The organism is Bacillus sp. FJAT-27245 (assembly GCF_001273955.1).
Classification (GTDB): Bacteria; Bacillota; Bacilli; order Bacillales; family Cytobacillaceae; genus Bacillus_D.
In genome coordinates this window covers 994,127-1,017,637 of the sequence record NZ_LIGI01000001.1, presented here as the reverse complement: position 1 = coordinate 1,017,637, position 23,511 = coordinate 994,127, and the positions used below count along the sequence as shown (strand labels likewise).

Genomic DNA, 23,511 nt, shown 5'->3' with positions numbered 1-23,511 from the left:
GCTTTTTATATGCTGGGGGGTTATCCCCATTCTCTTGTTTTTTCATATAGATACCATTTATAGTTCATTAATGAATAGTATTTCTTTACAGCCACAAATTGCCTATCAAATGTTGTAATGATATAAGTCTGGCTTCCTGCGTAGTTTACATTTACGATTTCCTCTATGTTTAACAAAGCGGCAATTCCCTGGTCATGTACAATATTTTCTTCTGTGAGCTTATGGAGGAGATTATAGGGACTTAATAACGAAAGGAAAAACAATATTGCAACGGTAACGGCAATTAATTTTCCGATCTTTTTTAGCTTTGTTTTCAATTGGTTTCTCCCCCTTTGAAAAAAACGTTGAATTATACAGAGTTTCTATATACATCTTAATTCTATGTATTATAGTCTATTTACTCAAGCTAATTATTTCGACAATTGCCAATAGATTTTTCTCTTTTAATTATTCAAGAATACCATTTTTGTTATGTTGGATTTGTTAATAATTCTGAGGACGATTTTATTTGTTTTTACTGGACGGAAAAGGGGTGTATATTATTAACCGTGAAAATGAAAAATGCCCCGTTCCGGCGGGGCATTTTCCTATAAAAACGAACAAAGGGGATGGGAGAAATTTTTCACGGTTTCAAACAAAGGGGTATATGTTTGTTGTGAACAACTTCACGTATAGAATATAACATGGTTTTGAACTACATTTCAACTACTTTGTGCTTTATTTCACAATATTGTCATATATGTTTTTTTTGCCATGCGTTAACCTTTATTATCAGCATTCTTCTGAAAAGTGGAATAGCCATTCATGAATGCATTCCCTCAAAAATAAACTGATACTAAAGTTTATCTAACCCAGGAGGCGAAAAAATGAAAAGTGCACAGTTTCCGATCCTTGCCCTGCTTCTCCTCTTCTCATTCTTTCTAAATTTGCTTGGTCTAATGAAAATATTCCCTCTCATCTTTAGCTCTCCCCTTTTATTCCTATCCATATTTCTCATTTTTTCCTCGCTCAATCAGCGAAACCGCTTTAGGGGGTTCTAATTACTCCCAACTGAATGGGGCCAGGCACCTTCCTTAGTAGGATGGTGCCTGGCCCCATTTGATTAGCTTAAAATTTGTTCAATTTCATTCAGTGCCTGTTCGAATGCTTTGCATGCGTTCTCGACTGGTTGCGGGCTGGTCATGTCGACGCCTGCTTTTTTAAGAACTTCGATTGGATAATCGGAGCTTCCGGACTTCAGGAAGTCGATGTAACGGCTGACCGCCGGCTGGCCTTCCTCGAGGATTTGCCTGCTCAGAGCGGTAGCGGCGCTGTAGCCTGTCGCATATTGGTACACATAGTAGTTGTAGTAGAAATGCGGAATCCTTGACCACTCAAGCCCAATTTCCTCATCGATGGTGATATCCTTGCCGCCAAAATATTTTTTGTTCAGCTCATAATAGTCCTTTGTGAGCGATTCCGCCGTAAGCGGCTCGTTGTTCTGCCCCTTCACGTGGATTTGGTGCTCGAACTCCGCGAACATCGTCTGGCGGAAAACTGTCGCCCTGAAACCTTCAAGGAAATGGTTGAGCAAGTAAAGGCGCTTTTGTTCGTCGTCAATTGTTTTTAGCAAATAGTCATTCAACAATGCTTCATTGCATGTCGAGGCGACTTCGGCAACGAAAATACTATAGCTGCCATAAGGGTATGGCTGCGTTTTCCGGGTGTAATAGCTATGGACGGAGTGGCCGAATTCATGGGCAAGCGTGAACAGGTTGTTGACGTTGTTCTGCCAGTTCATCAGGATATACGGATTTGTGCCGTATGCGCCTGATGAATATGCCCCGCTCCGTTTCCCTTTGTTTTCATGCACGTCCACCCAGCGGTTTTCAAAGCCTTCCTTCAGGATGCCCTGGTATTCTTCCCCAAGCGGCGCGAGGCCCTTCAGGACCAGTTCACGGGCTTCGTCATACGATACTTCCATTTTTACATCCTTTACAAGCGGCGCGTAAAGGTCGTACATATGAAGCTCGTTAAGGCCAAGCACTTTCTTGCGCAGCTTAACGTAACGGTGCAGCAGGTCCAGGTTATTGTTAACCGTATTGACTAGGTTGTCATACACGCTTTCCGGAATGTTGTTTGCAGCAAGCGCAGCTTCGCGAGCCGACTTGTAGTTCCGCACGCGGGCATTGAAGTTGTCCTTTTTTACCTGGCCGCCAAGGGTGCTGGCAAACGTATTTTTGAATTTGCCATACGTATCATAAACAGCCTGAAATGCGTCATGGCGGACCCGCGGATCCTCGCTCTCCAGGAATCTCGAATAGCGCCCGTGGGTAACTTCGACTTCTTCGCCATTTTCATCCTTGATGGAAGGGAACTCAAGGTCCGCGTTATTCAGCATCCCGAATGTCGTTGAAGAAGCAGCCATCACTTCGCCCGCTTCGGCTAGGAGTGCTTCCTGCTCCGCTGATAAAACGTGCGGCCTTTGCAGGTTGATTTCATCGAGGGCGTGCTCATACAGCTTCAGCTCCGGCTTTTCCTCCAAAAATCCTTTAATCTTCTCCTCATCGATTGAAAGGATTTCCGGTACGATAAAGGCGAGCTGGCTTGCTGCTTGGGAATAAAGTGCCTTCATCCGGCTGTCAAGCCCTTGGTAAAAGGAATTCCCCGTATCCTGGTCATACCTCATATGGGAATATGTATACAGCCGGCCAATCCGCTCAAGCAGCTGGTCCTGCTCCTGAAGTGCGGTGTAAAGGCTTTCGGCGCTATCGCCAAGCTTTCCACGGTGGCTTTCCATACCAGGAATAAGCCCTTTCACTTCCTGGAATTCCTTCTCCCAGTCATCATCTGTCGCAAAAATATCTTCCAGGCGCCATGTCTCTTCAACAGGCACCTCATTTCTCGCAGGCAACTTTTTTACTGCAGTTTCGTTCGCCATTTTCATCCTCCATTCGACATTTCGATTTACGAAGCAATACCTTTAATACTATTCTCCTTTTGTGCAAAAATTCCTTCCTATTCCGAAAAAACCTTTCAATATAGCCTTCCCTTTTCCACACAAAAATGCCCATTTACCCAATAAAATAATTTCATTTAGGAGGATCCGGAAATGCCTTGTAGAAAAGCTCCTCACATTCCATCTGCTCCGCAATTGTCTTTGGAATGTCCAACCCCCTCCCTATCAGGAATACCCCATCACCCTTTTGGATAAGCACTCCGCTTAGGGAAAGCAAATACAAATATTCGGATGCCGCGCTCTCAAGTGTCATTTCCGAAGCCAATGGAAGGGGCCTCGTCTTTATCTCCCCCCTCCCGGCCCGCCAGGCAAGGCTGGCCGCTGCCTCCCTTACTGTCACAAAGCTTCCCGCTTCCCTATCCAAAAGGACATCGAGAACAATATACGCTTGCCATATGAAGGGAAACATAGAGATTGCGGCCGCTTTAAGCCCAGGAAGGCCGATTTCCGGCGGGAAAAGAAATAYATTCAACCCTGCCTCGTATAATTCTTTTAAAAACCGCATATAAGGGGTTTTCGGATGGGCTCCAATGGAAAGCTTACTGCGTAGAAGCCTATCCTGCCAAAGTGGGAGACAAGGCACGGACGGTGGCGCAGGGGCCACGAGGCCATCAATGTTAAAGGCCTCCTGCTTCTTTGCTTCGATCCGGGCAAATGCCCTTGAAGGTGAATAAGGAATAATGGAATGGACAATGTGGAATATGCCCTGGACGGGGCAAAAATAAGGGATGAAACCGGGATGTCCCGGTGAAGTTCGTAAAAAGAGGTATTCAAAGCCGGATAACGCAATCGAGCTGCCCGGTTTACGGGAGATATGGCTTGCCCCGAGAATCCAAAGCGGTGTATAACCAGCGTAGATGTAAGCTTCTGTTCTTTTCATGAATAAACGGTCGGGAATGGCGCTGCACTGGAATTCAAGCGCATAACGGCGTCCTTGAAACTCGAAGGCTATATCGGGGCGCTGGCGAATGGAAGGGTCATAATATTCCAAACCAGGCTGAATTCCCTGGCGCTTCAGCCAATGGAAAAGGGCCAGCTTCCCGGAAAGGTGGTAATCCGACTCCCTTTCAAAATTGCTTTCTTCACAGGCGTCCTTCAGGTGGGCAAAATGGAATATCTTCCTCTCGCCGAGTTTCAGGATTAGCTTCCCCTTGCAAATCGGGCAAAAGAATTCTTCGCTGCTTCGCCAGCTTTCCAGTGCCTGGCGGCTATAACCATCCGCAAGGCAAACCCGACCGCCATTTTTCGTTGTGGCAGTTAACACGTGCAATCTCCTCCATCTCATTTTTTTAGGCATTTTTTTAACCACTTTGTTCAATAGAATACATTCTCCCAGCGGGAGGAGAACTCCTTCATCCGACCCCATTTTATTTAATCAAAGTAGGATGCTTTGCAAACTTCGTCCGATGCCTATATTTTCCCGAAAAAAAAACCGGCCTGGGAATCCGGGCCGGATTAACGATTAGAGAAGCGGCGACATGAGCCGTGAAGTGGATTCGAGGAGCCGGTAGCCAAAGTGGCGCCTACTGAAGCTCTCAAGCTCCAGTTTTTTCGCATGTTTTAGATCATTCACATATTCCTTCACAAGCTTCCTCGTGCTTTCGGTCCTGTATAGGAACGCGTTTACCTCGAAATTAAGATGGAAGCTCCTCATATCCATATTCGATGTTCCAATCGATGCGAGCTGGCCATCGACGATAACGATTTTGCTGTGCATGAACCCCCGATGGTACTCATATATTTTCACCCCTGCTTCGAGCAGGTCGGGGAAATACGAACGGGACGCATGGAACACAATCCGTTTGTCCGGCTTATCCGGCACTAGAAGCCTTACATCGATGCCGCTTAGCGCCGCAACCTTGATTGCAGAGAAAATGTCTTCATCCGGGATGAAGTACGGCGATGCGATCCAAACCGACTTTTCAGCCGAGGTAATCATCGCAAAAAAGATGTTTTTGATTGCTGTCCATTCATTGTCAGGGCCTCCGGCGATTAACTGGACCCCGCCCTGGTACCTACCGGGCTGCGGATTCTGCAAGTACTCCCCTGTCAACAGGCTGTTATTGGTCATATAATACCAATCCTGCAAAAAGATCAGCTGAAGCGACCGGACAGCCTCGCCCTTAAGCATCAAATGGGTGTCGCGCCAAAAGCCGATTTTCTTGCTCCTGCCCAAATATTCGTCCCCGATGTTCAAGCCCCCAACAAAGCCGATAGTTCCATCAATTACGATGATTTTCCGATGGTTGCGGAAGTTGAATTTATTATTCAGGAAAGGCAGCTTAACCGGCCCGAACGGCACCGCCTCGACGCCTGCCTTCCTCAAGTCCGCTATATACTTTTTTGAAAGCTGCCACGAACCAACCGCATCATACAAAAATCGGACCTGTACGCCTTCCCGCGCCTTTTTGGCAAGAAGTGTTTTGATTTCCCGCCCAATCCCATCATCCCTGACAATATAGTATTCAAGATGAATATGATGTTTAGCCTTTTTCAGTTCGTGGAGAATGTGCTCGAACGTTTCCAAACCATTCGTCAGCGTTTTTGTTTCCGTTGAAAATGAAATCGGGCTGTTCCCAAGCCGCTGTGCTAGCGTCACAAGCTTTTGCATGCCCTCATAATTTCTCGGCAGGTCGTTTCCATCACCCTCAATACTCGAAAACGTCTGCTTATCAAGAAAGTACTTCTTTCGGAAAATCCGCTCTTTTTTATAATTCCTACCGAATAATATGTAAAAAATAAACCCGAGAAGCGGAAAGCTCCCAAGTACAACAAGCCAGGTAATTGTCTGGGTTGGATGCCTGTTTTCAAGGAAGATGACGAGACTTATAAAGAATACGGAAAATGTAATTAACAAGCTGAAAATCCGAAATAATTCCGACTCAAGGTTTTCCCGAAAAAGAAAAATAACCCCAGCCAAAATCAATAAAAAAATTAAAACCCTCACCGTGTTTTTCAACCAATTCACCTGCCAATGTCCTACAATACAAGAAATGACCGGACCGCTTTTCCTCATTTAAGGCTTCCGGTTGGCTATGAGTAAGCTTCCCCTCCATCATGCCATAAAACCCGGGTGTTTCCTAGTAATGACGCTTTCTGCCAGCCTCCCGGCAAATAAAAAGCCGATTTCAGAATCGTGTTTGATTTGAAATCGGCTTGTTTATTAAAAGTGTTTCCTAAGTTCGGAAAAGACGTCATGAGAAAGGATTTCCTTTCCGTACTCCTCCAGGCGATGGATGGTGGCCTGGCTCTCATTTCCGTATTCAAGGAGGATGCTTAGCAAGTCATCGATTTGGTCCTCATTGAACTGGTCTTCAGGAAACTCGGTATAGAGATAATATTTATTTTCAAAATGGAACAGCCTTGTCGCTATCCCGTCAAGTCCACCACGCTTCGAAAGCTGGATCAGGTCCTCGAAATCATTGAAGGAAAGAAGGAAATCAAGTATCTCATCATCCTCTTCTGTTTCCTCAATTCCATGCCCAAAATGGTGGTCGAGCATATCTTCAATTTGCTCATCAACTGGAAGGTCCTTCAGCTTATCGTTTGGAATTGGCAGCTCGAATTTCTGCCCATCCTTTGACAACTGCGCTTTTGTTACAAGAACCTCGAGCCCTTTGTCGAGCGCCTGCACCTGAATCCAAAGCGGCCCTTCCACCGTGAATTCCTCTTCCTGATGGATTTCGTCCATCATTTCCCAGAAAAGCTCTTCGCTTCGTTCACGGTTATACCAGATTTCTTCCCGGTCAAAGCCTCTTTCTTCTATATCAATATACGAGATGTAAAACTTAACAGTATTCTCATTAATCCGTTCTATCTCCATCTTTAACTCTCCCTTCCGGCAGCAAGAGTGAAGGGACTGATTACCCCCATGCAGATGATATTACTTATCTATTACCCTTATCCAGGCTGTTTATTCCGGCTGGCGCCTTGTACCTTTATTTTATGATAAATCAGGCATTTAGGGAAACAAAACATGCCATTTTCAAAAAAATGAGCAAATGCCTCATGCTGATTTTCACATGCGTGGTGGGCCACAAAGTATTTGAAAACCAGAACCGGATACCCAAATCCAAATGAAGGGTTACATTATAGTCTAACAAAGGCCCGTCCAGTTAACAATCTTTTTTTACTGGGAAAAACAAAGGCGGGTAACAGGGGAGTTGCAGCAAGGAATTGTAAAGGACCCCCAAAGCCTGGAGGTCCCTGATAGTAGTTTTAGTTGACCATGCGTTGTGCTTCGCGAAGCTGGAATGTACGTACCTTCCTTGGAAGGAAACGGCGGATCTCATCCTCATTGTAGCCGACCTGCAGCCTCTTCTCATCCAGGATGATTGGGCGGCGCAATAGTCCGGGATTATCCTTAATTAGTTCAAATAGATTTTGCAATGGCATGGATTCCAAATTTACCTCAAGCTTCTGGAACGTCTTTGAGCGGGTCGAAATAATTTCATCTGTCCCATCCTCGGTCATCCTCAGGATTTCCTTGATTTCATCAATGGAAAGCGGTTCGGAAAAGATATTCCTTTCTGTGTATGGAATTTCATGCTCCTCCAACCATGCTTTAGCTTTTCTGCAAGATGTGCAGCTTGGTGAAGTGTATAGCGTTACCATAGTTTTCACACTCCTTCTAAAATAAAGGCCATCTATATGGTTTAAATGGGAATTTACGATTGCAATGATAATAAATTAAAATAACTATAATTAAGGAATATCTATTATTAATTATACAGTAGTATGGCCAAAAGGGGTATCATTTTTTGAAAATAATATCTTGTTAAAAAAAGGGCTCTTTGCGGTGCTACGTAATATAAGACGAATCAGGAAGGAAAAAGTTTCACGAATTTTATAAAATAATTTATTTTTATGATTACTCATCCTCCTAAACCTATTATAATTTTCGTGTGTGGTTAGATATTTATGTAGGTAATTTGGAAAAAATTAAAACATATAAACTTATACCCCTCCCCGAGACTAGTTAAACATGTTTTTTTAAAAATTTGATTCTCATTTAATTTTTCACAAATGAAAAAACACAATCACTTCCGATTGTTTGCCAGAATGTCGATTCTTTTCCTTTTAATCTCTGTCTCTTTCTTTTAAAATAGATATATAAGGCAAGATAATAAGCGTTTCTGAAGAGAGGGGCAGGAGAAGCATACATGGCAGCATATTTAACTGATTTTGCTATTGTCACTGTTTTGATTGTTGGGATTACCGCTTTAATGGGAGTCATCACCAACAGCATCGGGGAAAATATTTTCGGAAGAAACAACCGCACCGAGTTCACTGACCAGGCTTCAAAATTTGTTACCGGCTGGAAGGAAGTCGGCGGGAGAAAATAGGTTAAGAGAGGCTGCGGAACCTGATTGGTGCCGCAGTTTTTTAATTGTGTTGGATAAGGCTTATCATGACAACTATACTGGATCTTACCCCATCAATGTCACTCATCCTCGCTTTTACTTACATGTAAGCCAAAGGAAGTCCCCCACCCTAAAATGATCCAGAAAAAAAAGAAAAACGACCCTCATTGGGCCGTTTTATTTGTTAATTCGAAAGTTTCCTAAGCGGATTCCCCTGTTTTGCTGAGGGAATCAAGCCGATGAATGTTATTTATACTGAGCCTTATATTGCTCAAATTCCTTTTTGGAACAATAAACGAAGTGGCCGGGAGCAACTTCCCTCATCTCAAGCTCTTCATTTTCTTCATACTTGTGGACACCTGGGTCATAAGGAATCCTCTTCCTTGTCCGTTCACTATCCGGATCCGGAAGTGGGATTGCCGAGAGGAGCGATCTCGTATACGGGTGCAACGGGTTTTTATACAATTCCTCGGCAGGAGCAAGTTCAACCAGCTTTCCGAAATACATAACGCCTATCCTGTCACTGATGTACTTGACCATAGAGAGATCGTGAGCGATGAACAGGTACGTCAGACCCTTTTCCCTCTGCAGTTTTTTCATCAGGTTGACAACCTGTGCCTGAATGGAAACGTCAAGCGCTGAAATCGGTTCATCCGCGATGATAAAGTCCGGCTCCACGGCAAGTGCGCGCGCAATCCCGATACGCTGCCTTTGGCCTCCGGAAAATTCGTGCGGGTACCGGTTTGCGTGTTCCTTGTTCAAGCCGACTGTCTCGAGCAATTCATATACCCTCTCCATCCTCGCCTTCCTGTTCTTGGCAAGGCCGTGGATGTCGATTCCTTCGGCTATGATATCAGCCACCGTCATCCGTGGATTTAGGGACGCATACGGGTCCTGGAAAATCATCTGCATTTTCCGGTTGAATTCTTTTAGTTTCTTAGTCGATTTATGGCCGTGGACATCTTCGCCATTAAAAAGCACTTGGCCATCAGTCGCGTCATAAAGGCGGATGATCGTCCTGCCGGTTGTTGACTTTCCGCATCCGGACTCCCCTACAAGGCCAAGGGTTTCACCTTTGTAAATATCGAATGATATACCGTCGACAGCCTTGACCATATTTGGGCGGCCGACATTGAAGTACTGCTTCAGGTTTTTTATTTCAACCAATTTTTCAGCCATCTATTTTCCCCCCTTGACAAGCCTTGGCTCATCGAACGCAGAGGCCAGCTTCCTCATCCGTTTCTTTACTGCATCAGGCGGCTCGACCTTTGGTGCATCCGGATGGAGGAGCCATGTTTTTGCAAAGTGTGTTTCCGAAATTTGGAACATTGGCGGTTCTTGTTCAAAATCAATTGCCATAGCATACGGGTTCCTTGCCGCGAACGCATCGCCTATTGGTGGATTTGTCAAGTCGGGCGGCGTTCCTGGAATTGCGGCAAGATCGGATTTATCGTCACTGTCCAAGCTCGGCATGGACGCGAGCAGTCCCCAAGTATAAGGGTGGCGCGGATCATAGAAGATTTCATCCACTGTCCCCATTTCAACGATTTGGCCGGCATACATAACGACTACCCTATCTGCAACGTTCGCCACAACACCGAGGTCGTGCGTAATGAAAATGATGGAAGTATCCATCTTGCTTTGCAGATCATTCATAAGGTCGAGGATTTGCGCCTGGATTGTCACGTCAAGCGCTGTCGTCGGCTCATCGGCAATCAGGAGCTGCGGATTCGCAGCAAGGGCAATCGCAATCATCGCACGCTGCCTCATTCCGCCGGAAAACTCGTGCGGGTATTGGTTGACGCGCCGTTCAGGCATCGGAATCCCAACAAGGCGAAGCATTTCAACCGCCCGTTCCTTGGCCGCTGCCTGGCTCATATTTTGATGCTTAATTAGCCCCTCCATGATTTGGCGTCCAATTTTCATCGTTGGATTCAGGGAAGTCATCGGATCCTGGAAAATCATGCTTATTTCTTTTCCCCGGATTTTCTCCATTTGCTTTTCCTTTTTTGGAACGATGTCTTCCCCATTGAAAAGGATTTGCCCGCCTGTAATTTTACCTGGAGGCATTGGAATCAGCTTCATGATCGTTTGTGCCGTAACACTTTTTCCCGAGCCCGATTCTCCTACAATCGCAAGGGTTTCACCTTTTTTCAGGTCAAAGCTTACGCCGCGGACAGCCTTGACTTCTCCGCCATAAGTCTGGAATGAGACTTCCAGATTCTTTACTTCTAGCAACTTCGTCATTTCTCATTCCCCCTTATTTCCGTAGTCTTGGATCCAATGCGTCGCGCAATCCATCACCGATTACGTTGAATGCAAAAATGGTTAAACAGATGAACGTAGCCGGGAAGAAGAGGCGCCAAGGATAATATTTAAGAGCTGGCAGGCCTTCTGAAGCCATCGTTCCCCAGCTCGCAAGCGGAGGCGTCAGTCCAAGCCCCAGATAACTCAGGAAGGATTCCGTAAAAATAGCGGATGGAACCGATAAAGTCATTGTGACGAGGATTGGCCCCATTGTATTTGGAATAAGGTGCCTCCCCATAATCCTCGGTAAATCCGCTCCCAGTGTCCTTGAAGCAAGGACGAACTCCTGGTTTTTCAGAGAGAGCACCTGCCCCCGGACAATTCGCGACATATTGATCCAGCCCGTTATCGTCATAGCCAGGATCATCGTTCCGACTCCTTGTCCAAGAACAACCATCAATAGGATAACCAACAGCAAATACGGAATGCCCCAAAGAATATCGGCAATCCGCATCATCATATCGTCGACGCGTCCGCCCTTATAGCCGGCAAGGCCGCCGTAGAATACACCGATGAAAAAGTCAACGAGGGCAGCCGCAACACCGATGAACAATGAAATCCTTGCCCCATACCAGGTGCGCGCGAACACATCGCGGCCCAAATCGTCCGTACCAAACCAATGCTCACTGCTTGGCGCCTTATTCGTATTCATCAAATTGTTTGATCGGTAATCATGGTCAGTCATAAACGGCCCAAAGATTGCCATAAAAATCAAAAGGATCAGGAGAACAACACCGAACATAGCAAGTTTATTTTTACGGAAGCGGATGGAAACGTCCTTCCAGAAAGAAAGGCTCGGTTTCGAAATCCTTTCCGCTTCGGATGCCTTTGAACCGACTATCTGGAATTTTTCTTTTGATATCTGCATTGTTATTCTCCTTTCTTTCCGCCAGCCAGTTTAATCCGTGGATCAATCAAGCCATACGCGATGTCGACGAGGAGAATGGCCAACAGCAAAATGATACTGAAGAACACTGTAACACCCATGATAACTGTGTAATCGCGGTTGGTGATTGATGTTACAAAGTGGGATCCCAGTCCAGGAATGCCAAAGATCTTTTCGATAACAAAGCTTCCTGTGATAACTCCTGCGGAAAGTGGTCCCAAATACGTAACAACAGGCAGAAGGGCATTCCTGATTGCATGCTTCACTGTAATTGCCCTTTCGCTAAGCCCTTTCGCCTTTGCGGTACGGATATAGTCATTGGACATAACCTCCAGCATGCTCGATCGGGTTAGCCTGGCGATAAACGCCATTGGTGTCGACGCGAGCGCCACGGCCGGAAGAATCGTATGGGCAAAAGAATCCCAGCGTGCCACCGGCAGAACTTGCAGCTTGATGGCAAAAATGTATTGAAGGAACGATGCCATGATAAAGGATGGAACAGAAATACCCATGACCGCAAAGATCATCGCGCCATAATCCTGCCATTTATTGTGTCTTAACGCGGCAATAATTCCCAAAAGCACACCAAGCGACACGGCAATAAAAATGGCTTCAAGCCCAAGGGTAAGCGAAACCGGAAACCCTGTTTCAATCAGGTCGTTTACTGTCCTTGACTTGTATTTAAATGATGGGCCAAAGTCCCACTGGGCGATCCGTCCCAAATATTCTCCATATTGGACATACCATGGTTGGTCCAAGCCGTAATGCTCATTCAAAGCTTTTTCTATTTCTGGAGGCAATTTTTTCTCAGATGTAAACGGATTGCCCGGTGCCAGCCTCATTAAAAAAAACGTGGCCGTAATGATCAGGTAAAGGGAAAGCAGCATAAAAATCAATCTTCTAAAGATGTATCTAACCAAAAGTGCCCACCTCCATTGTTTGCCCTTTACCTTTTTAAAATTCCAAAAGATAAAGAGTCTGCCAGAATCTGTTTATTTCCAGAAATACTCTGAAAGCTTAGAAAAACTTGGCATTCATACGCCAAGTCCTAAAGGAATGCTAATTTTTCTATACTTCAGAATATTCCTCTAATATACCCTATATCAGAAAGGAAGGTATATGGGAACAATACACCCATATACCTACCTAAGTTGTAAACCATATTCAGCTTTGCTTATTCGAACTTAGCCCACTTCAGCTGGACATCGCCAAGGCCGGATACAACTACACCCTTCAGGTTGTCTTTCTTAACCCAAACGTTTGTGTAGAAGTAGATTGGGGCAGCCGGCATTTCATCCATGAAGATTGCTTCGGCTTGTTTCAGCATGTCAAGGCGCTTGTTGGCATCGCCTTCTTTTTGGGAATCGATCAGAAGCTGTTTATATTCTGCATTTTCCCAGAAAGTATCGTTGTTGCCGCCAAGTTTGTCACGGTAAATCTCAAGGAAGTTGATTGGGTCGTTAAAGTCGCCCAGCCAGCCCATACGGCCTACCATGTAATCTCCCTTATGCATCTTGTCGATGTAGACAGCCCACTCCGCATTGTCGAGTGTTACATCAACCCCAAGGTCCTTCTTCCACATATCCTGGATTGCCTGGGCAATCTTTTGGTGTGTTTCGGAAGTGTTATAGGAAAGAGTGATAGTAGGAAGCTCGGAAACATCTTTATAACCAAGTTCCTTCAATCCTTCTTCAAGGAATTCCTTTGCTTTTGCAACATCGTGGTCCTTGAAATAGCCTTTCTTATTGTCCTCGATCATGGAAGGCGGTACGATTGCCATCGCAGGTACCTGTCCGCCCTGAGTGATATTTTCAACGACTGCCGTACGGTTAATCGCGTAGGCAAGCGCTTTACGGATGTTTTTGTTGTTCAATGGCGGCTTTTCAGTCTGGAACTTATACCAGTACGTACCAGCAATTGGCTTAATGTTCAGGTTGCCCTCGTCCTTCAACTGCTTAAGCGCGTCTGTCGGTAGTGTTCCGAATGGAGAACCAGCCCAGTCAAGCTCGCCGTTTTCGAACATGGAAAGTTCGGTGCTATCATCGTTAATCATGTACATTTCAACTTTTTTCAGGCTGACAGCATCAGCATCCCAGTAGTTTTCGTTCTTCTCAATGACGATTTTGTCCTGGTGCGCCCATTCGGTCATCTTGAAAGGACCGTTGGATACATAGGAATCGCCTGCATCTGTGTACCACTTGTCATTTGCTGTTGCTACATTCTCGTTTACAGGGAAATAAGTGTAGAACGCAGTAAGCTCCAGGAAGTATGGAGTCGGGTTCTCAAGCGTAACAACGAGTGTCTTATCATCCTTCGCTTCTACCCCAAGGGTTTCAGGCTTAGCCTTTCCATCATTGATTGCCTGGCCGCCTTTAACATAATATAGCTGGTATGCATACTGTGACTGGTTTGCTGGGTCAACTGCCCATCTCCAGGCATAAACGAAATCATTGGCTGTTACAGGATCGCCGTTTGTCCACTTTGCATCGCGTAGCTTGAAAGTGTACTGGGTCAGGTCATCTGAAACCTGGATATCTTCAGCCATCGCAGGCTGCGGCTTTCCGTCCTTGTCGATACGGGTCAAGCCTTCGAATGTTTGCAGCAATACGCCGCCGGATGTTGCGTCGTTAGCCAATCCAGGATGCAGGGAGAATGGCTCGGTTCTGATGTTAACTTTCATTTCCTGTGGTACATCTTTTTTCTTCTTGTCCTTGTCGCCGCTCGCGCTGTCACCGCCGCTGCAGGCAGCAAGGAACATGCTCATTATGAGTAGCATGCTGAAAAAGATAGCAAATCTTTTCTTCACGGTCTTACCCCCCTAGTTTTTTAAATTCCGCAAACGGGATCCCGCTCCGTCTCTCAGCCACGCTACATTTGTATGCCCGGGAAATATTGATTTAATAGTCTGATAATTTAAAAGAAAAGAAAGAACCACCCTTTAAACCAATAAAAAAAGCGAATTTATAGCTTTGCAGATTCATGAATCTCCAGAAGTTATAAACCGGCTTTTTTTATGCTCCGGCTATTAAGCACACAAATGTAATAAATGAGACAAAATCGTAAAATTGTCCGTTTGTTACGTTTATTATAAATAGTTTAAATCTTGAATGCAAGCGGTAATTGGGACACATGCTACTATTCCGGAATAATGTTACAGTATGGCGCTGGAAAACGAGCAAAGATTTCCCTGGAAAATTCCCTCTTTCACTGCCCTTTTCTCCCTGATTCACTTGATTTTCTATGGAATTTGATGTATTTTAATACTACATTAAATACGACGGCTTTGAGAAAGAATAGTACTGCCAGCAATTGGTTTAACAGAGAGTTTGTGGATGGTGCGAACAAACAACCGGCTGCCAGGAATGGGCTTTTGAGCCCCGGAATGGAACTGAAGTATATTCCGGCGCGTGCCAGGCGTTACCATGGCTTCCCCTCCAAAGGGGGTAAAGTGGCTTTTAAGCAATTAGGGTGGCACCGCGGACCATTCGTCCCTATCATGATGGGGACGAATGGTCTTTTTTTATTATTTTTTAAAAATAAAAAGGAGGAAACTTCCATGAAAACAATTTTTTCAGGCATACAGCCAAGCGGCACGATTACACTTGGAAATTACATCGGCGCCTTAAAGCAGTTCGTCGAGCTTCAGGAGGAATATAACTGCTATTTCTGCATAGTCGACCAGCATGCCATTACCGTACCTCAGGATCCCGTTCAATTGAGGAAAAATATCCGCAGCCTCGCCGCACTTTATTTGGCTGTTGGCCTGGATCCAGAACGGGCAACCCTTTTCATCCAGTCCGAAGTTCCCGCCCACGCCCAGGCCGGATGGATGATGCAGTGCGTCTCCTATATCGGGGAACTTGAAAGAATGACCCAATTCAAGGATAAATCAGCGGGAAAAGATGCCGTCTCCGCAGGACTTTTAACCTATCCGCCGCTAATGGTCGCGGATATTCTCCTTTACAGCACAGATCTTGTCCCGGTCGGCGAGGACCAGAAGCAGCATCTTGAACTGACGAGGGACCTCGCGGAAAGATTCAATAAAAAGTATCGGGAAATTTTCACCATACCGGAAGTGCGGATTCCGGAAGTCGGCGCCAGGATCATGTCACTACAGGAACCGATGAAGAAAATGAGCAAGTCCGATCCGAATACAAAATCGTTTATTTCCATACTTGACGAGCCAAAACTGATTGAAAAGAAAATAAAAAGTGCAGTTACCGATTCCGACGGTATCGTGAAATACGACAAGGAAAACAAGCCGGGAGTTTCGAACCTTTTGACCATTTATTCGATTCTCGCTGGAAAATCGATTCCTGAAATCGAAAAATCTTACGAAGGAAAAGGGTATGGAGAGTTTAAAGCAGATTTGGCCGAGGTGGTCATACATTCGCTGAAACCAATCCAGGATAGATACCATGAATTGATGGAGTCCACAGAACTCGATGATATCCTGGACAATGGCGCGGAAAAAGCAAGCAGGGCGGCATCAAAAATGCTGAAGAAAATGGAAAATGCAATGGGGCTTGGCAGAAAACGACGAAAATAAAACAACGACAAACAGTAAATAAGAGAGGCAGCTCGTTTAGGGCACCTCTCTTTATTATTTTAAAAAACTTTCCCGTCTACTGACTACAAGCATATCCATAAAACTCCATACATCATATATATAGAAGAAACTCGGATACTTATGATTTTTTTCAAAAAAATCCACTAGCCAGTTAAGGAAAACTCTTCATCTCCTGGCCAAATAGATGATTAATTAACTTTTGGCCCGTGCTCCATTTCCCACAGTTTTTCAAAAAACGGTTGCCCTTTAATTAGGTTTTCACAGAAATGCTCATGCTTCCTGCTCCATCCGGGCTTTACATTTGTAAAAAGCTGCTTCCACGCTTCATCGAAATTCATTTTCTGGATTGCTTCATAATTTTCCGGCGACCATTCTGTATACCAATAACGGATTTCAGCTTCATTCCCTGATGATTGCAGCTGGTCGAGAGCCATGAATAAAAGCTGCTTCAACTGCCTTTCCTTCCTGGTTAACCCGGTCATTAATTCTGGTTCAGGGGAAAGAATATGGAACTCTTTTGAATCAGGTTCTGGCCTGAATTTGTAAACCGAGGAATCCTGGTTTTCGAGCATTTCATACACAAGCTGTTCCTGCCTCGGAATGAGCCGGCTTTTTCTAACCGGAATATTGTAGCCAATTGTGTCAACTGCCAGTATGTCGACGCCGTCACTAACAATAAAGCAATATTCCAATTGAATACGTTCATGGTTTTTTCGCAAATAGGCCTTTTGATAAATATCATCAAGAAGCTGCTGAGGCAGTGGCGCCAAGTCATTTTCAATGTAACGGAACAAGATTGGCTCAATCTTTAAGAGCGGCACCTGGTCAAGCAATTCAACGCCATCATCTTTTCTCCACTCGTGAAAATGGCACACATTGTAGCCATTTTCTTCTCCTTCAAACCAGTTCACCCAGACATCATGAAGATATAACATTGACCGACCCCTCACTTCAAGAATCCATTTGTCAATCAGTATAGGCAGCGTCAAGTTAAATTATTCCTTCTTTGCACGATGAATCCACTCATTCATCTTCTATTCCTCCGGGCAGAAAAATGCTTAAAGCGACAATGGCCATGCCAACGGGAAGAAGATAACATTCAGGCCTTTTCAATACAAATTGAAGATAGTCCAAGTAACCCATTCCTGCGGCAAATACGTTCAGATAAGCGACTAAACTAATTCCCCCGGAAACCGAAATGCCAAAACCCGTCAACAAGAAAAAGATCCTAACCGCCATAGTCCCGGCTTCTCCTGTCCATGCCGTCCCCCCTGCATGTCCGCTTTCTTACCTCATATGTATGATTGAATGCTCGAGGTTATGAACAACCATCGCCTGGCTCGCATTTTTCCCACAAAAAAATCTACCATTTTGGGATGGTAGATTTTATCTGCGTGATTTAGGGTTGAAAGCATCTTTCAAGCCCTCTCCGATGAAGTTGATCGACAGGATTGTAATTGTTATGACCATAGCTGGCGGAACCCATATCCATGGTTTGGCTTGCAGAACGTCAGGCTCATTTGCGGAAGAAAGCATGTTTCCCCAGCTAGGTATTTCCTGTGGTACTCCGAAACCAAGAAAGCTTAGTCCGGTTTCTGCAACAATCATACCCGCGAACAATATGGTTGCCTGGACAATAATCGTGGACGCCACATTGGGCAAAAGATGTTTCGTGATTATCTTGAATGGCGAACATCCAATCGATACCGCTGCAACTATATACTCGTTTTCTTTCTCAGCCAGAATTTTACTTCTGACAATCCTTGCCACGCCTCCCCAACTCAACATGCTGATTGTTCCGATCAGTACCGAAACCCCCGATACAATTCCGAACAGGATTGCATTAAGGACAATAACGAATACGAGAAAAGGAAAGTTAAGGATAAAGTCAGTGAACCTCATTAGAAGGCTATCGACAGTTCCCCCAAAGTAGCCAGCGATTGAGCCGACAAGCGTTCCGAGAAAGATGACAAAGAATGTACAGGAAATCCCGACCAACAATGAAATCCGGCCGCCGTAAAGCAGCCTTGTAAAAACATCCCGGCCGCTTTTGTCCGTACCGAGCCAGTGGTCCGCTGATGGTTTTAACGACATTTGCCCTATATTAATCCTTGTCACATCCGCAGTTGTAATATATGGTGCCAAGAAAGACAAAATTGCAACAATGGTTAGAAAAATAAGGCTGACCATCGCCAATTTGTTTTTCAGGAATTTTTTACGGGCAAGCGCCATTGGAGACAAGCTTCTCTTTGGCGGCTCCGTATTCAAATTCGTGTCTTTTTGAGTTGCGATTTCCATTATTCTCTCCTCCTAATCCAGCCTGATCCGCGGATCGACTACACCATATAGAATATCTGCTACAAGGTTTCCGATCAGAGTCAAGAACGAAAACATCATGGTCAGAGCCATCATCACTGGATAATCATTGGTGCGCACTGATTGTAAGAAAAGCTGTCCGATTCCGGGATAGGTGAAGATCGTTTCTGTAATGATTGCGCCGCTAATGATCGCGACAATATCAAAGCCAAGGAAGGTAATGAGCGGAATAATGGAATTCCGTAAAATATGGACCTTGTAAATACGCTTTTCCGGTGTACCTTTCGCCCTCGCAGTCCTTACGAAATCCTTGCGGCTGTTTTCAATAATATCGTTTCGCAGGAATTGCGTATAGCTTGCCGTACTAAGCATGCCAAGCACAAGGGCCGGTAGTATAACGTGATGGAGCTTACTCAAATACCATTCAAACGTGCCGTCCGTTATCGTAATATCAACCGATCCATTTGAAGGAAACAGGTTCAATTTAAACGAGAATATATAAATAGCGAAAACCCCGGCAATAAATGAAGGGATCGACAGTCCCAGATAGTTGAAACCCCCGATTAAATTATCTTGAAGCGTGTAAGGCTTTCTGCCTGCATAGGTCCCCATAATAAATGCAAGGATGTATGTAATCAGGATGGACGTCGCACCCAGCATGAGGGTATTAGGCAACTTTTCTACAATTACATCAGCAACATCTATCTTGAATCGTGTCGATTTGCCGAAGTCTCCCTGTACAAAGCCGGAAATCCAGTTGAAATATTGTACTGGAAGCGGATCGTAATAGCCCAGCTTCTGCCGCATTTCTTCAATATATTGGGGATCTGTATTATTCGGGTCTATTTCTCCACTCAGTCCGTCACCCGGCATTAATTTTGCCAAAGTGAAAACCACAATGGAGATAAGGAGCAACATTGGGATCATCCCCAATATTCTTCGGAGCGAATATTTCAACATATGCATTCTCCTTACCTTTGCTGCGTCTTGGCTGCCGTTCAACTTACAACAGCAATGCCCCACCTCAAAACAGTGGTACAGCAATCTCAAGTTTTGGGTAGGGCCAGCTGCCCCATTTAACCGGTTGGCGTCTGTAATTAAACTAACCGCGGCGGTGATCCGCGGTTAGCTATAACCAACTGGTTTTTATCAAACATACATTTGCGGTTGGATAGTAAAACGAGATTCCCATCAGCGGGCATTGTTGTCCGCTGATGGAAAAGTCATCTTACTGCTCAAGCCACCATTCGTTCGGGCGGTTTGAACCGGATACATCGTATTTCACGCCTTTAACGCGCTTGCTAAGGGCAACGATTTCTTCAAGTTCCGCGATTGGAAGCGCAGGAAGCTCATCCATGAAGTGTTTCTGCCATTCAACGTAAAGTTCCTTACGCTTATCGGAGTCAGTACCAACCACTTCCATATCAAGAGCGTCATCAAGCAACTTGTCGCTCTTCTCGCTTACCCAGCGTGGGTAGTTCCAAAGTGCATCGGATTTCCACAGGCCGGATGGATCCGGATCTGTTCCAGTAGACCAGCCGCCGAAGAATACTTCCATCTTCTTGTCGGACTTTTCAAGCATGTCATAGTATAGGCCGGCGTCTGTCATTGTCAGCTTGGATTTCAGGCCAATATCTTCCCAGTACTGAGTCAATTGTTTCGCACGGGCTTCGAACGTTGGGTTTTGTGTTGCATAGTGCGCAAAGTTAACAACGAATGGCTTGCCATTTGGATCTTCACGGAATCCGTCTCCGTCAACATCCTTCCAGCCTGCATCCTCAAGGATTTGCTTCGCTTTTTCAGGATCAAAGTCATATTGCTCAAGTTCTTTATTGTCAGCCGCGATCCAGTGGTTTGTAGGAACAGGGCGGTTAACCGGCTTACCTACTCCGAAGAAGAAAGCTTGTACCCACTCCTCACGGTTAATAGCATGGTACATAGCCTTGCGAAGTTCTTTATCCTGGTACTTAGGCTCATTCATAACGTTTTTCTTGCCATCCCAGTTGCCAAGCTTGAAGCCTACATAATAGTAGGAAAGGCCAGGGTATTTCACAACATTGATATTATCGAGTGCTTCAACCTGCTCGATGATGCTTGGGTGGAACCCAGTCATATCAAGTGTACCGTTCTGCAATTCACCCACTGTAAGAGACGGGTCGATTACTTTCATAACTACTTTTTCAATATGAGGCTTTCCTCCGAAATACTCATCGAAACGCTCAAGCTCGATTGATTCGCCAGGGACGATTTTTGAAACCTTGAATGGACCAAGGCCGACCGGCTTTGTACGAACCTGCTCGGAAGCCATCATGTCTTTTACTGCCACGCCTTCGAATGCCTTACGGGACATTGCGTATGTCCAGAAGTTTTCAAGGTTGTTTACGCGCGCTTTATCAAACGTTACTTCCATTTCGTAGTCATTGATGATTTTGATTCCGGAGATGGAATCTGCCTTGCCGTCCTTGTACTCAGGAACGCCCACTACGTCTTGGACGTTGACGTAACGCGGGCCGTCATAATCTTTGTCAGCAAGGACTTTGATCGCGAATTCCCAGTCCTGCACAGTAAGCTCTTCGCCATTGTGCCATTTTACGCCTTCTTTAATCTTGAACTTGTAAACCTTGTTATCGTCTGTTTCCCATGAAGCGATATAAGGCTGGGCTTTCAGGTTCTTATCATAGTCAATCAGGTTTTCGTCAAAGAAATCAATAACTTCTGCATCAGTTGCAGTTCCATAGAAGTTCGGGTTGAACTTTCCTTCTGGTGCGGAGTCAAGCGAGTAAACAAGCGTTCCGCCGTCTTTCGGCTGTTCGGATGCATTATCGCCATCGTCTCCCTTTTTCTTCGTGCTGGACTTTTCTCCTCCGCTGCATGCCGCTAGGAACATGGATAAAACCAGTACAAGCGCTGACAGCCATAACCAACTTTTCTTCATTGTGGTCCCCCCATATAAGTATTGGTAGTGCAAGCGCCCAGAAAGGTAATTTGGGCACTTTTATAAAACACGCCTCATGTTGCATTCGCCGTGTTTTTAATAAAGGTGGCAAGCGACTCTGTGAGAGGGCTTCACCTCCTTTAATTCCGGCTTTGTAACGGAACATTGCTCCATGGCCATCGGGCACCGCGGATGGAATGGGCAGCCGGATGGCGGATTCAATGGGCTTGGCACATCCCCAGTCAGGATGATCCGCTCCTTCTTTTTCTTTGGATCAGGTGAAGGAATGGCGGATATGAGCGCCTGGGTGTACGGATGGAGCGGTTCGGCATAAAGGCTGTCCTTTTCCGCGATTTCCACCATGTTGCCAAGGTACATAACCCCGATCCGGTCGCTCATATGCTTGACGACGCTCAGATCGTGGGCGATGAACAAAAACGTCAGATCGAATTCCTCCTGCAAATCCTTCAGCAGGTTCAAAACCTGGGATTGGACAGAAACATCGAGGGCGGATACCGGCTCATCAGCGATAATCAGCTTCGGCCTTAAAGCAAGCGCCCGCGCGATTCCAACCCTTTGCCTTTGGCCGCCCGAGAATTCATGGGCGTATTTGTAATAGGCATCCTCAGGAAGGCCGACCTTTTGAAGAAGGTCCATGACTTCCCTTTTCAGTTCTTCCTTTGGTTTATTCATATAGTTATAGATTGGCTCGGCAATAATATCGCCAACCATTTGCATCGGATTAAGCGACGCATACGGATCCTGAAAGACCATCTGCATGTCTTGGCGGATTTCACGGAGTGTCCTGCCGCTAATATTCGTGATATCCCGTCCTTCAAAAATGATTTGTCCTCCGGTAGGCTTCAGGAGACGAAGGATTGTCCGTCCCGCAGTCGACTTTCCGCAACCGGACTCGCCAACAAGGCCAAGCGTTTCGCCTTTTTTGATTTCAAAGGAAATATCATCGACAGCTTTGACATTCCCGACTGTCCTTTTGAAGAATCCACCTTTGACAGGATAGTAGGTTTTAAGATTCCGGATTTCGAGCAAATTCTCCTTGCCGGAACCGGTAGTCTTTTTGCTTGCTTCTGTTGCTGTACCGCTCACTGGCTGATCGCTCCTTCCTTTGGCCTGCTTGTTTCAAAGAGCAGGCAGGCAACCTTGTGGCCGTCGCCGTTATCCGCAAGAAGCGGCGTTACAGTTTCGCACTCCGGCATAGCCATTGGGCAGCGGTTGACAAACCTGCAGCCTGTCTTTTTCATGTTTGTAATCGATGGGACGATTCCCTGGATCGAGCTGAGCCGGTCCGCCTCTTCTTCCATTTTTGGAATCGCGCCAAGCAGAAGCGTTGTATATGGATGTTTCGGTTTGTAGAAAAGCGTTTCAACGTCGGTTTGTTCGACGATTCTTCCGGCATACATGACAATGACTTCATCACACATCTCCGCGACGACGCCAAGGTCGTGGGTAATGAGGATGATGGACATGTCATTGACTTCCTGGATTTCCTTTAGAAGCTCCAGAATCTGGGCTTGTACTGTTACGTCCAAAGCTGTAGTCGGCTCGTCGGCGATCAGAAGTTTTGGCTGGCAGGCAATCGCGATGGCAATCATGACACGCTGCCTCATCCCGCCGGACAACTGGTGAGGATACTCATCAACAATTTTTTCCGGCCTGGAAATCCCAACACTCTTCAAAAGTGCGATCGCTTTTTGGCGGGCTTCTTGTTTTGTGATTTTCTGGTGGTTCAATAGAACTTCCTGTATTTGCGATCCAATTGTGAATACAGGATTCAATGACGTCATTGGTTCCTGGAAAATCATCGAGATATCCTTGCCGCGAATTTTATTAACTTGGTTCTCGTCCAGTTTTTCTATATGGATGCCATCGAAGACAATCTCGCCTGATTTGATTTTGCCAATCCCTTTAGGAAGAAGCTGCATGATTGACAGGCTCATGACAGACTTCCCGCAGCCGGATTCCCCCACTACCCCGACAATCTGGCGGGGTTTAACTGAAAATGAAACATTGTCAACAGCGTTATAAAACGTCCCATCAATATCGAATGCGGTTTCCAGGTTTTTGACTTCCAGTAATGGTGTTCCGCTTTGCTGGATTTTTTTTGTGCTCATACGA

General features: G+C 45.5%; 20 protein-coding genes and 1 other annotated feature. Of the genes, 2 read left to right on the top strand and 18 right to left on the bottom strand.

Annotation, left to right across the window (positions count from 1 at the left end; all coding sequences use genetic code 11):
* Positions 1-20: 20 nt before the first annotated feature.
* The 6 genes from ADU24_RS04950 to spxA all read right to left on the bottom strand — a co-directional run bounded on the left by ADU24_RS04950 (position 21) and on the right by spxA (position 7,612).
* Complete coding sequence (locus ADU24_RS04950) at positions 21-317, bottom strand: hypothetical protein (RefSeq protein ID WP_053365582.1); 297 nt, start codon at positions 315-317, stop codon at positions 21-23.
* Between the two features lie 785 nt (positions 318-1,102).
* Positions 1,103-2,920, bottom strand: coding sequence for an oligoendopeptidase F (gene pepF, locus ADU24_RS04945; RefSeq protein WP_053365581.1), 1,818 nt, complete (start codon positions 2,918-2,920; stop codon positions 1,103-1,105).
* Positions 2,921-3,071: 151 nt separating this feature from the next.
* A complete protein-coding gene (locus ADU24_RS04940; protein WP_053365580.1) occupies positions 3,072-4,262 on the bottom strand; it encodes a competence protein CoiA in 1,191 nt (396 codons plus the stop codon).
* 198 nt (positions 4,263-4,460) lie between these two features.
* Positions 4,461-5,957 (bottom strand): cardiolipin synthase, encoded by a 1,497-nt coding sequence (gene cls / locus ADU24_RS04935; RefSeq protein WP_053368786.1) that lies wholly within the window; start codon positions 5,955-5,957, stop codon positions 4,461-4,463.
* A 204-nt stretch (positions 5,958-6,161) separates the two neighbouring features.
* Positions 6,162-6,821, bottom strand: coding sequence for an adaptor protein MecA (gene mecA, locus ADU24_RS04930; protein ID WP_053365579.1), 660 nt, complete (start codon positions 6,819-6,821; stop codon positions 6,162-6,164).
* A gap of 395 nt (positions 6,822-7,216) precedes the next feature.
* Complete coding sequence (spxA, locus tag ADU24_RS04925; protein ID WP_053365578.1) at positions 7,217-7,612, bottom strand: transcriptional regulator SpxA; 396 nt, start codon at positions 7,610-7,612, stop codon at positions 7,217-7,219.
* A gap of 548 nt (positions 7,613-8,160) precedes the next feature.
* Here spxA and ADU24_RS04920 point away from each other — a divergent pair.
* Complete coding sequence (locus ADU24_RS04920) at positions 8,161-8,343, top strand: hypothetical protein (RefSeq protein ID WP_053365577.1); 183 nt, start codon at positions 8,161-8,163, stop codon at positions 8,341-8,343.
* A gap of 264 nt (positions 8,344-8,607) precedes the next feature.
* On the opposite strand, the gene ADU24_RS04915 is transcribed toward ADU24_RS04920, so the two are convergent.
* From ADU24_RS04915 to ADU24_RS04895, 5 genes are all read right to left on the bottom strand, one after another.
* Entirely contained in the window at positions 8,608-9,540 is a 933-nt protein-coding gene (locus ADU24_RS04915) for an ABC transporter ATP-binding protein (protein ID WP_053365576.1), read from the bottom strand.
* Positions 9,541-10,608: an ABC transporter ATP-binding protein gene (locus ADU24_RS04910; RefSeq protein ID WP_053365575.1), complete on the bottom strand. Its 1,068-nt coding sequence runs from the start codon at positions 10,606-10,608 to the stop codon at positions 9,541-9,543.
* 13 nt (positions 10,609-10,621) lie between these two features.
* The gene (locus ADU24_RS04905; protein WP_053365574.1) at positions 10,622-11,536 is read right to left on the bottom strand and encodes an ABC transporter permease; all 915 of its coding nucleotides are present in this window, start codon (positions 11,534-11,536) and stop codon (positions 10,622-10,624) included.
* Between the two features lie 2 nt (positions 11,537-11,538).
* Complete coding sequence (locus ADU24_RS04900; RefSeq protein WP_053365573.1) at positions 11,539-12,474, bottom strand: ABC transporter permease; 936 nt, start codon at positions 12,472-12,474, stop codon at positions 11,539-11,541.
* A gap of 254 nt (positions 12,475-12,728) precedes the next feature.
* A complete protein-coding gene (locus ADU24_RS04895) occupies positions 12,729-14,360 on the bottom strand; it encodes a peptide ABC transporter substrate-binding protein (RefSeq protein WP_053365572.1) in 1,632 nt (543 codons plus the stop codon).
* A gap of 468 nt (positions 14,361-14,828) precedes the next feature.
* Positions 14,829-15,050: a binding site (T-box leader), on the top strand.
* A 60-nt stretch (positions 15,051-15,110) separates the two neighbouring features.
* Between ADU24_RS04895 and trpS the strand changes: the two genes are divergently transcribed.
* Positions 15,111-16,103, top strand: a complete 993-nt coding sequence (trpS, locus tag ADU24_RS04890) for a tryptophan--tRNA ligase (RefSeq protein WP_053368785.1) — start codon at positions 15,111-15,113, stop codon at positions 16,101-16,103.
* A gap of 209 nt (positions 16,104-16,312) precedes the next feature.
* On the opposite strand, the gene ADU24_RS04885 is transcribed toward trpS, so the two are convergent.
* From ADU24_RS04885 to ADU24_RS04855, 7 genes are all read right to left on the bottom strand, one after another.
* A complete protein-coding gene (locus ADU24_RS04885) occupies positions 16,313-17,059 on the bottom strand; it encodes a YjbA family protein (protein ID WP_053365571.1) in 747 nt (248 codons plus the stop codon).
* 88 nt (positions 17,060-17,147) lie between these two features.
* Positions 17,148-17,363 carry a hypothetical protein gene (locus tag ADU24_RS04880; protein ID WP_053365570.1) on the bottom strand — a complete coding sequence of 72 codons (216 nt, stop codon included), beginning with the start codon at positions 17,361-17,363 and terminating at the stop codon, positions 17,148-17,150.
* A 147-nt stretch (positions 17,364-17,510) separates the two neighbouring features.
* Positions 17,511-18,422: an oligopeptide ABC transporter permease gene (opp4C, locus tag ADU24_RS04875; protein ID WP_053365569.1), complete on the bottom strand. Its 912-nt coding sequence runs from the start codon at positions 18,420-18,422 to the stop codon at positions 17,511-17,513.
* A 12-nt stretch (positions 18,423-18,434) separates the two neighbouring features.
* Positions 18,435-19,400, bottom strand: coding sequence for an oligopeptide ABC transporter permease (gene opp4B, locus ADU24_RS04870; RefSeq protein ID WP_053365568.1), 966 nt, complete (start codon positions 19,398-19,400; stop codon positions 18,435-18,437).
* A 268-nt stretch (positions 19,401-19,668) separates the two neighbouring features.
* Complete coding sequence (gene opp4A / locus ADU24_RS04865; RefSeq protein WP_053365567.1) at positions 19,669-21,375, bottom strand: oligopeptide ABC transporter substrate-binding protein; 1,707 nt, start codon at positions 21,373-21,375, stop codon at positions 19,669-19,671.
* Positions 21,376-21,471: 96 nt separating this feature from the next.
* Positions 21,472-22,482, bottom strand: coding sequence for an ABC transporter ATP-binding protein (locus tag ADU24_RS04860; protein ID WP_053365566.1), 1,011 nt, complete (start codon positions 22,480-22,482; stop codon positions 21,472-21,474).
* A complete protein-coding gene (locus tag ADU24_RS04855) occupies positions 22,479-23,507 on the bottom strand; it encodes an ABC transporter ATP-binding protein (RefSeq protein WP_053365565.1) in 1,029 nt (342 codons plus the stop codon). The genes ADU24_RS04860 and ADU24_RS04855 overlap by 4 nt, the downstream gene beginning before the upstream one ends.
* Between the last annotated feature and the right edge of the window lie 4 nt (positions 23,508-23,511).

Coding starts and splice junctions, on each gene's coding strand:
- ADU24_RS04880 (WP_053365570.1), bottom strand. CDS start 17,363: ATGGCGGTTAGGATCTTTTTCTTGTTGACGGGTTTTGGCATTTCGGTT.
- ADU24_RS04915 (WP_053365576.1), bottom strand. CDS start 9,540: ATGGCTGAAAAATTGGTTGAAATAAAAAACCTGAAGCAGTACTTCAAT.
- ADU24_RS04885 (WP_053365571.1), bottom strand. CDS start 17,059: ATGTTATATCTTCATGATGTCTGGGTGAACTGGTTTGAAGGAGAAGAA.
- opp4B (WP_053365568.1), bottom strand. CDS start 19,400: ATGTTGAAATATTCGCTCCGAAGAATATTGGGGATGATCCCAATGTTG.
- spxA (WP_053365578.1), bottom strand. CDS start 7,612: ATGGTAACGCTATACACTTCACCAAGCTGCACATCTTGCAGAAAAGCT.
- mecA (WP_053365579.1), bottom strand. CDS start 6,821: ATGGAGATAGAACGGATTAATGAGAATACTGTTAAGTTTTACATCTCG.
- ADU24_RS04910 (WP_053365575.1), bottom strand. CDS start 10,608: ATGACGAAGTTGCTAGAAGTAAAGAATCTGGAAGTCTCATTCCAGACT.
- pepF (WP_053365581.1), bottom strand. CDS start 2,920: ATGGCGAACGAAACTGCAGTAAAAAAGTTGCCTGCGAGAAATGAGGTG.
- opp4C (WP_053365569.1), bottom strand. CDS start 18,422: ATGGAAATCGCAACTCAAAAAGACACGAATTTGAATACGGAGCCGCCA.
- ADU24_RS04905 (WP_053365574.1), bottom strand. CDS start 11,536: ATGCAGATATCAAAAGAAAAATTCCAGATAGTCGGTTCAAAGGCATCC.
- ADU24_RS04855 (WP_053365565.1), bottom strand. CDS start 23,507: ATGAGCACAAAAAAAATCCAGCAAAGCGGAACACCATTACTGGAAGTC.
- opp4A (WP_053365567.1), bottom strand. CDS start 21,375: ATGAAGAAAAGTTGGTTATGGCTGTCAGCGCTTGTACTGGTTTTATCC.
- trpS (WP_053368785.1), top strand. CDS start 15,111: ATGAAAACAATTTTTTCAGGCATACAGCCAAGCGGCACGATTACACTT.
- ADU24_RS04920 (WP_053365577.1), top strand. CDS start 8,161: ATGGCAGCATATTTAACTGATTTTGCTATTGTCACTGTTTTGATTGTT.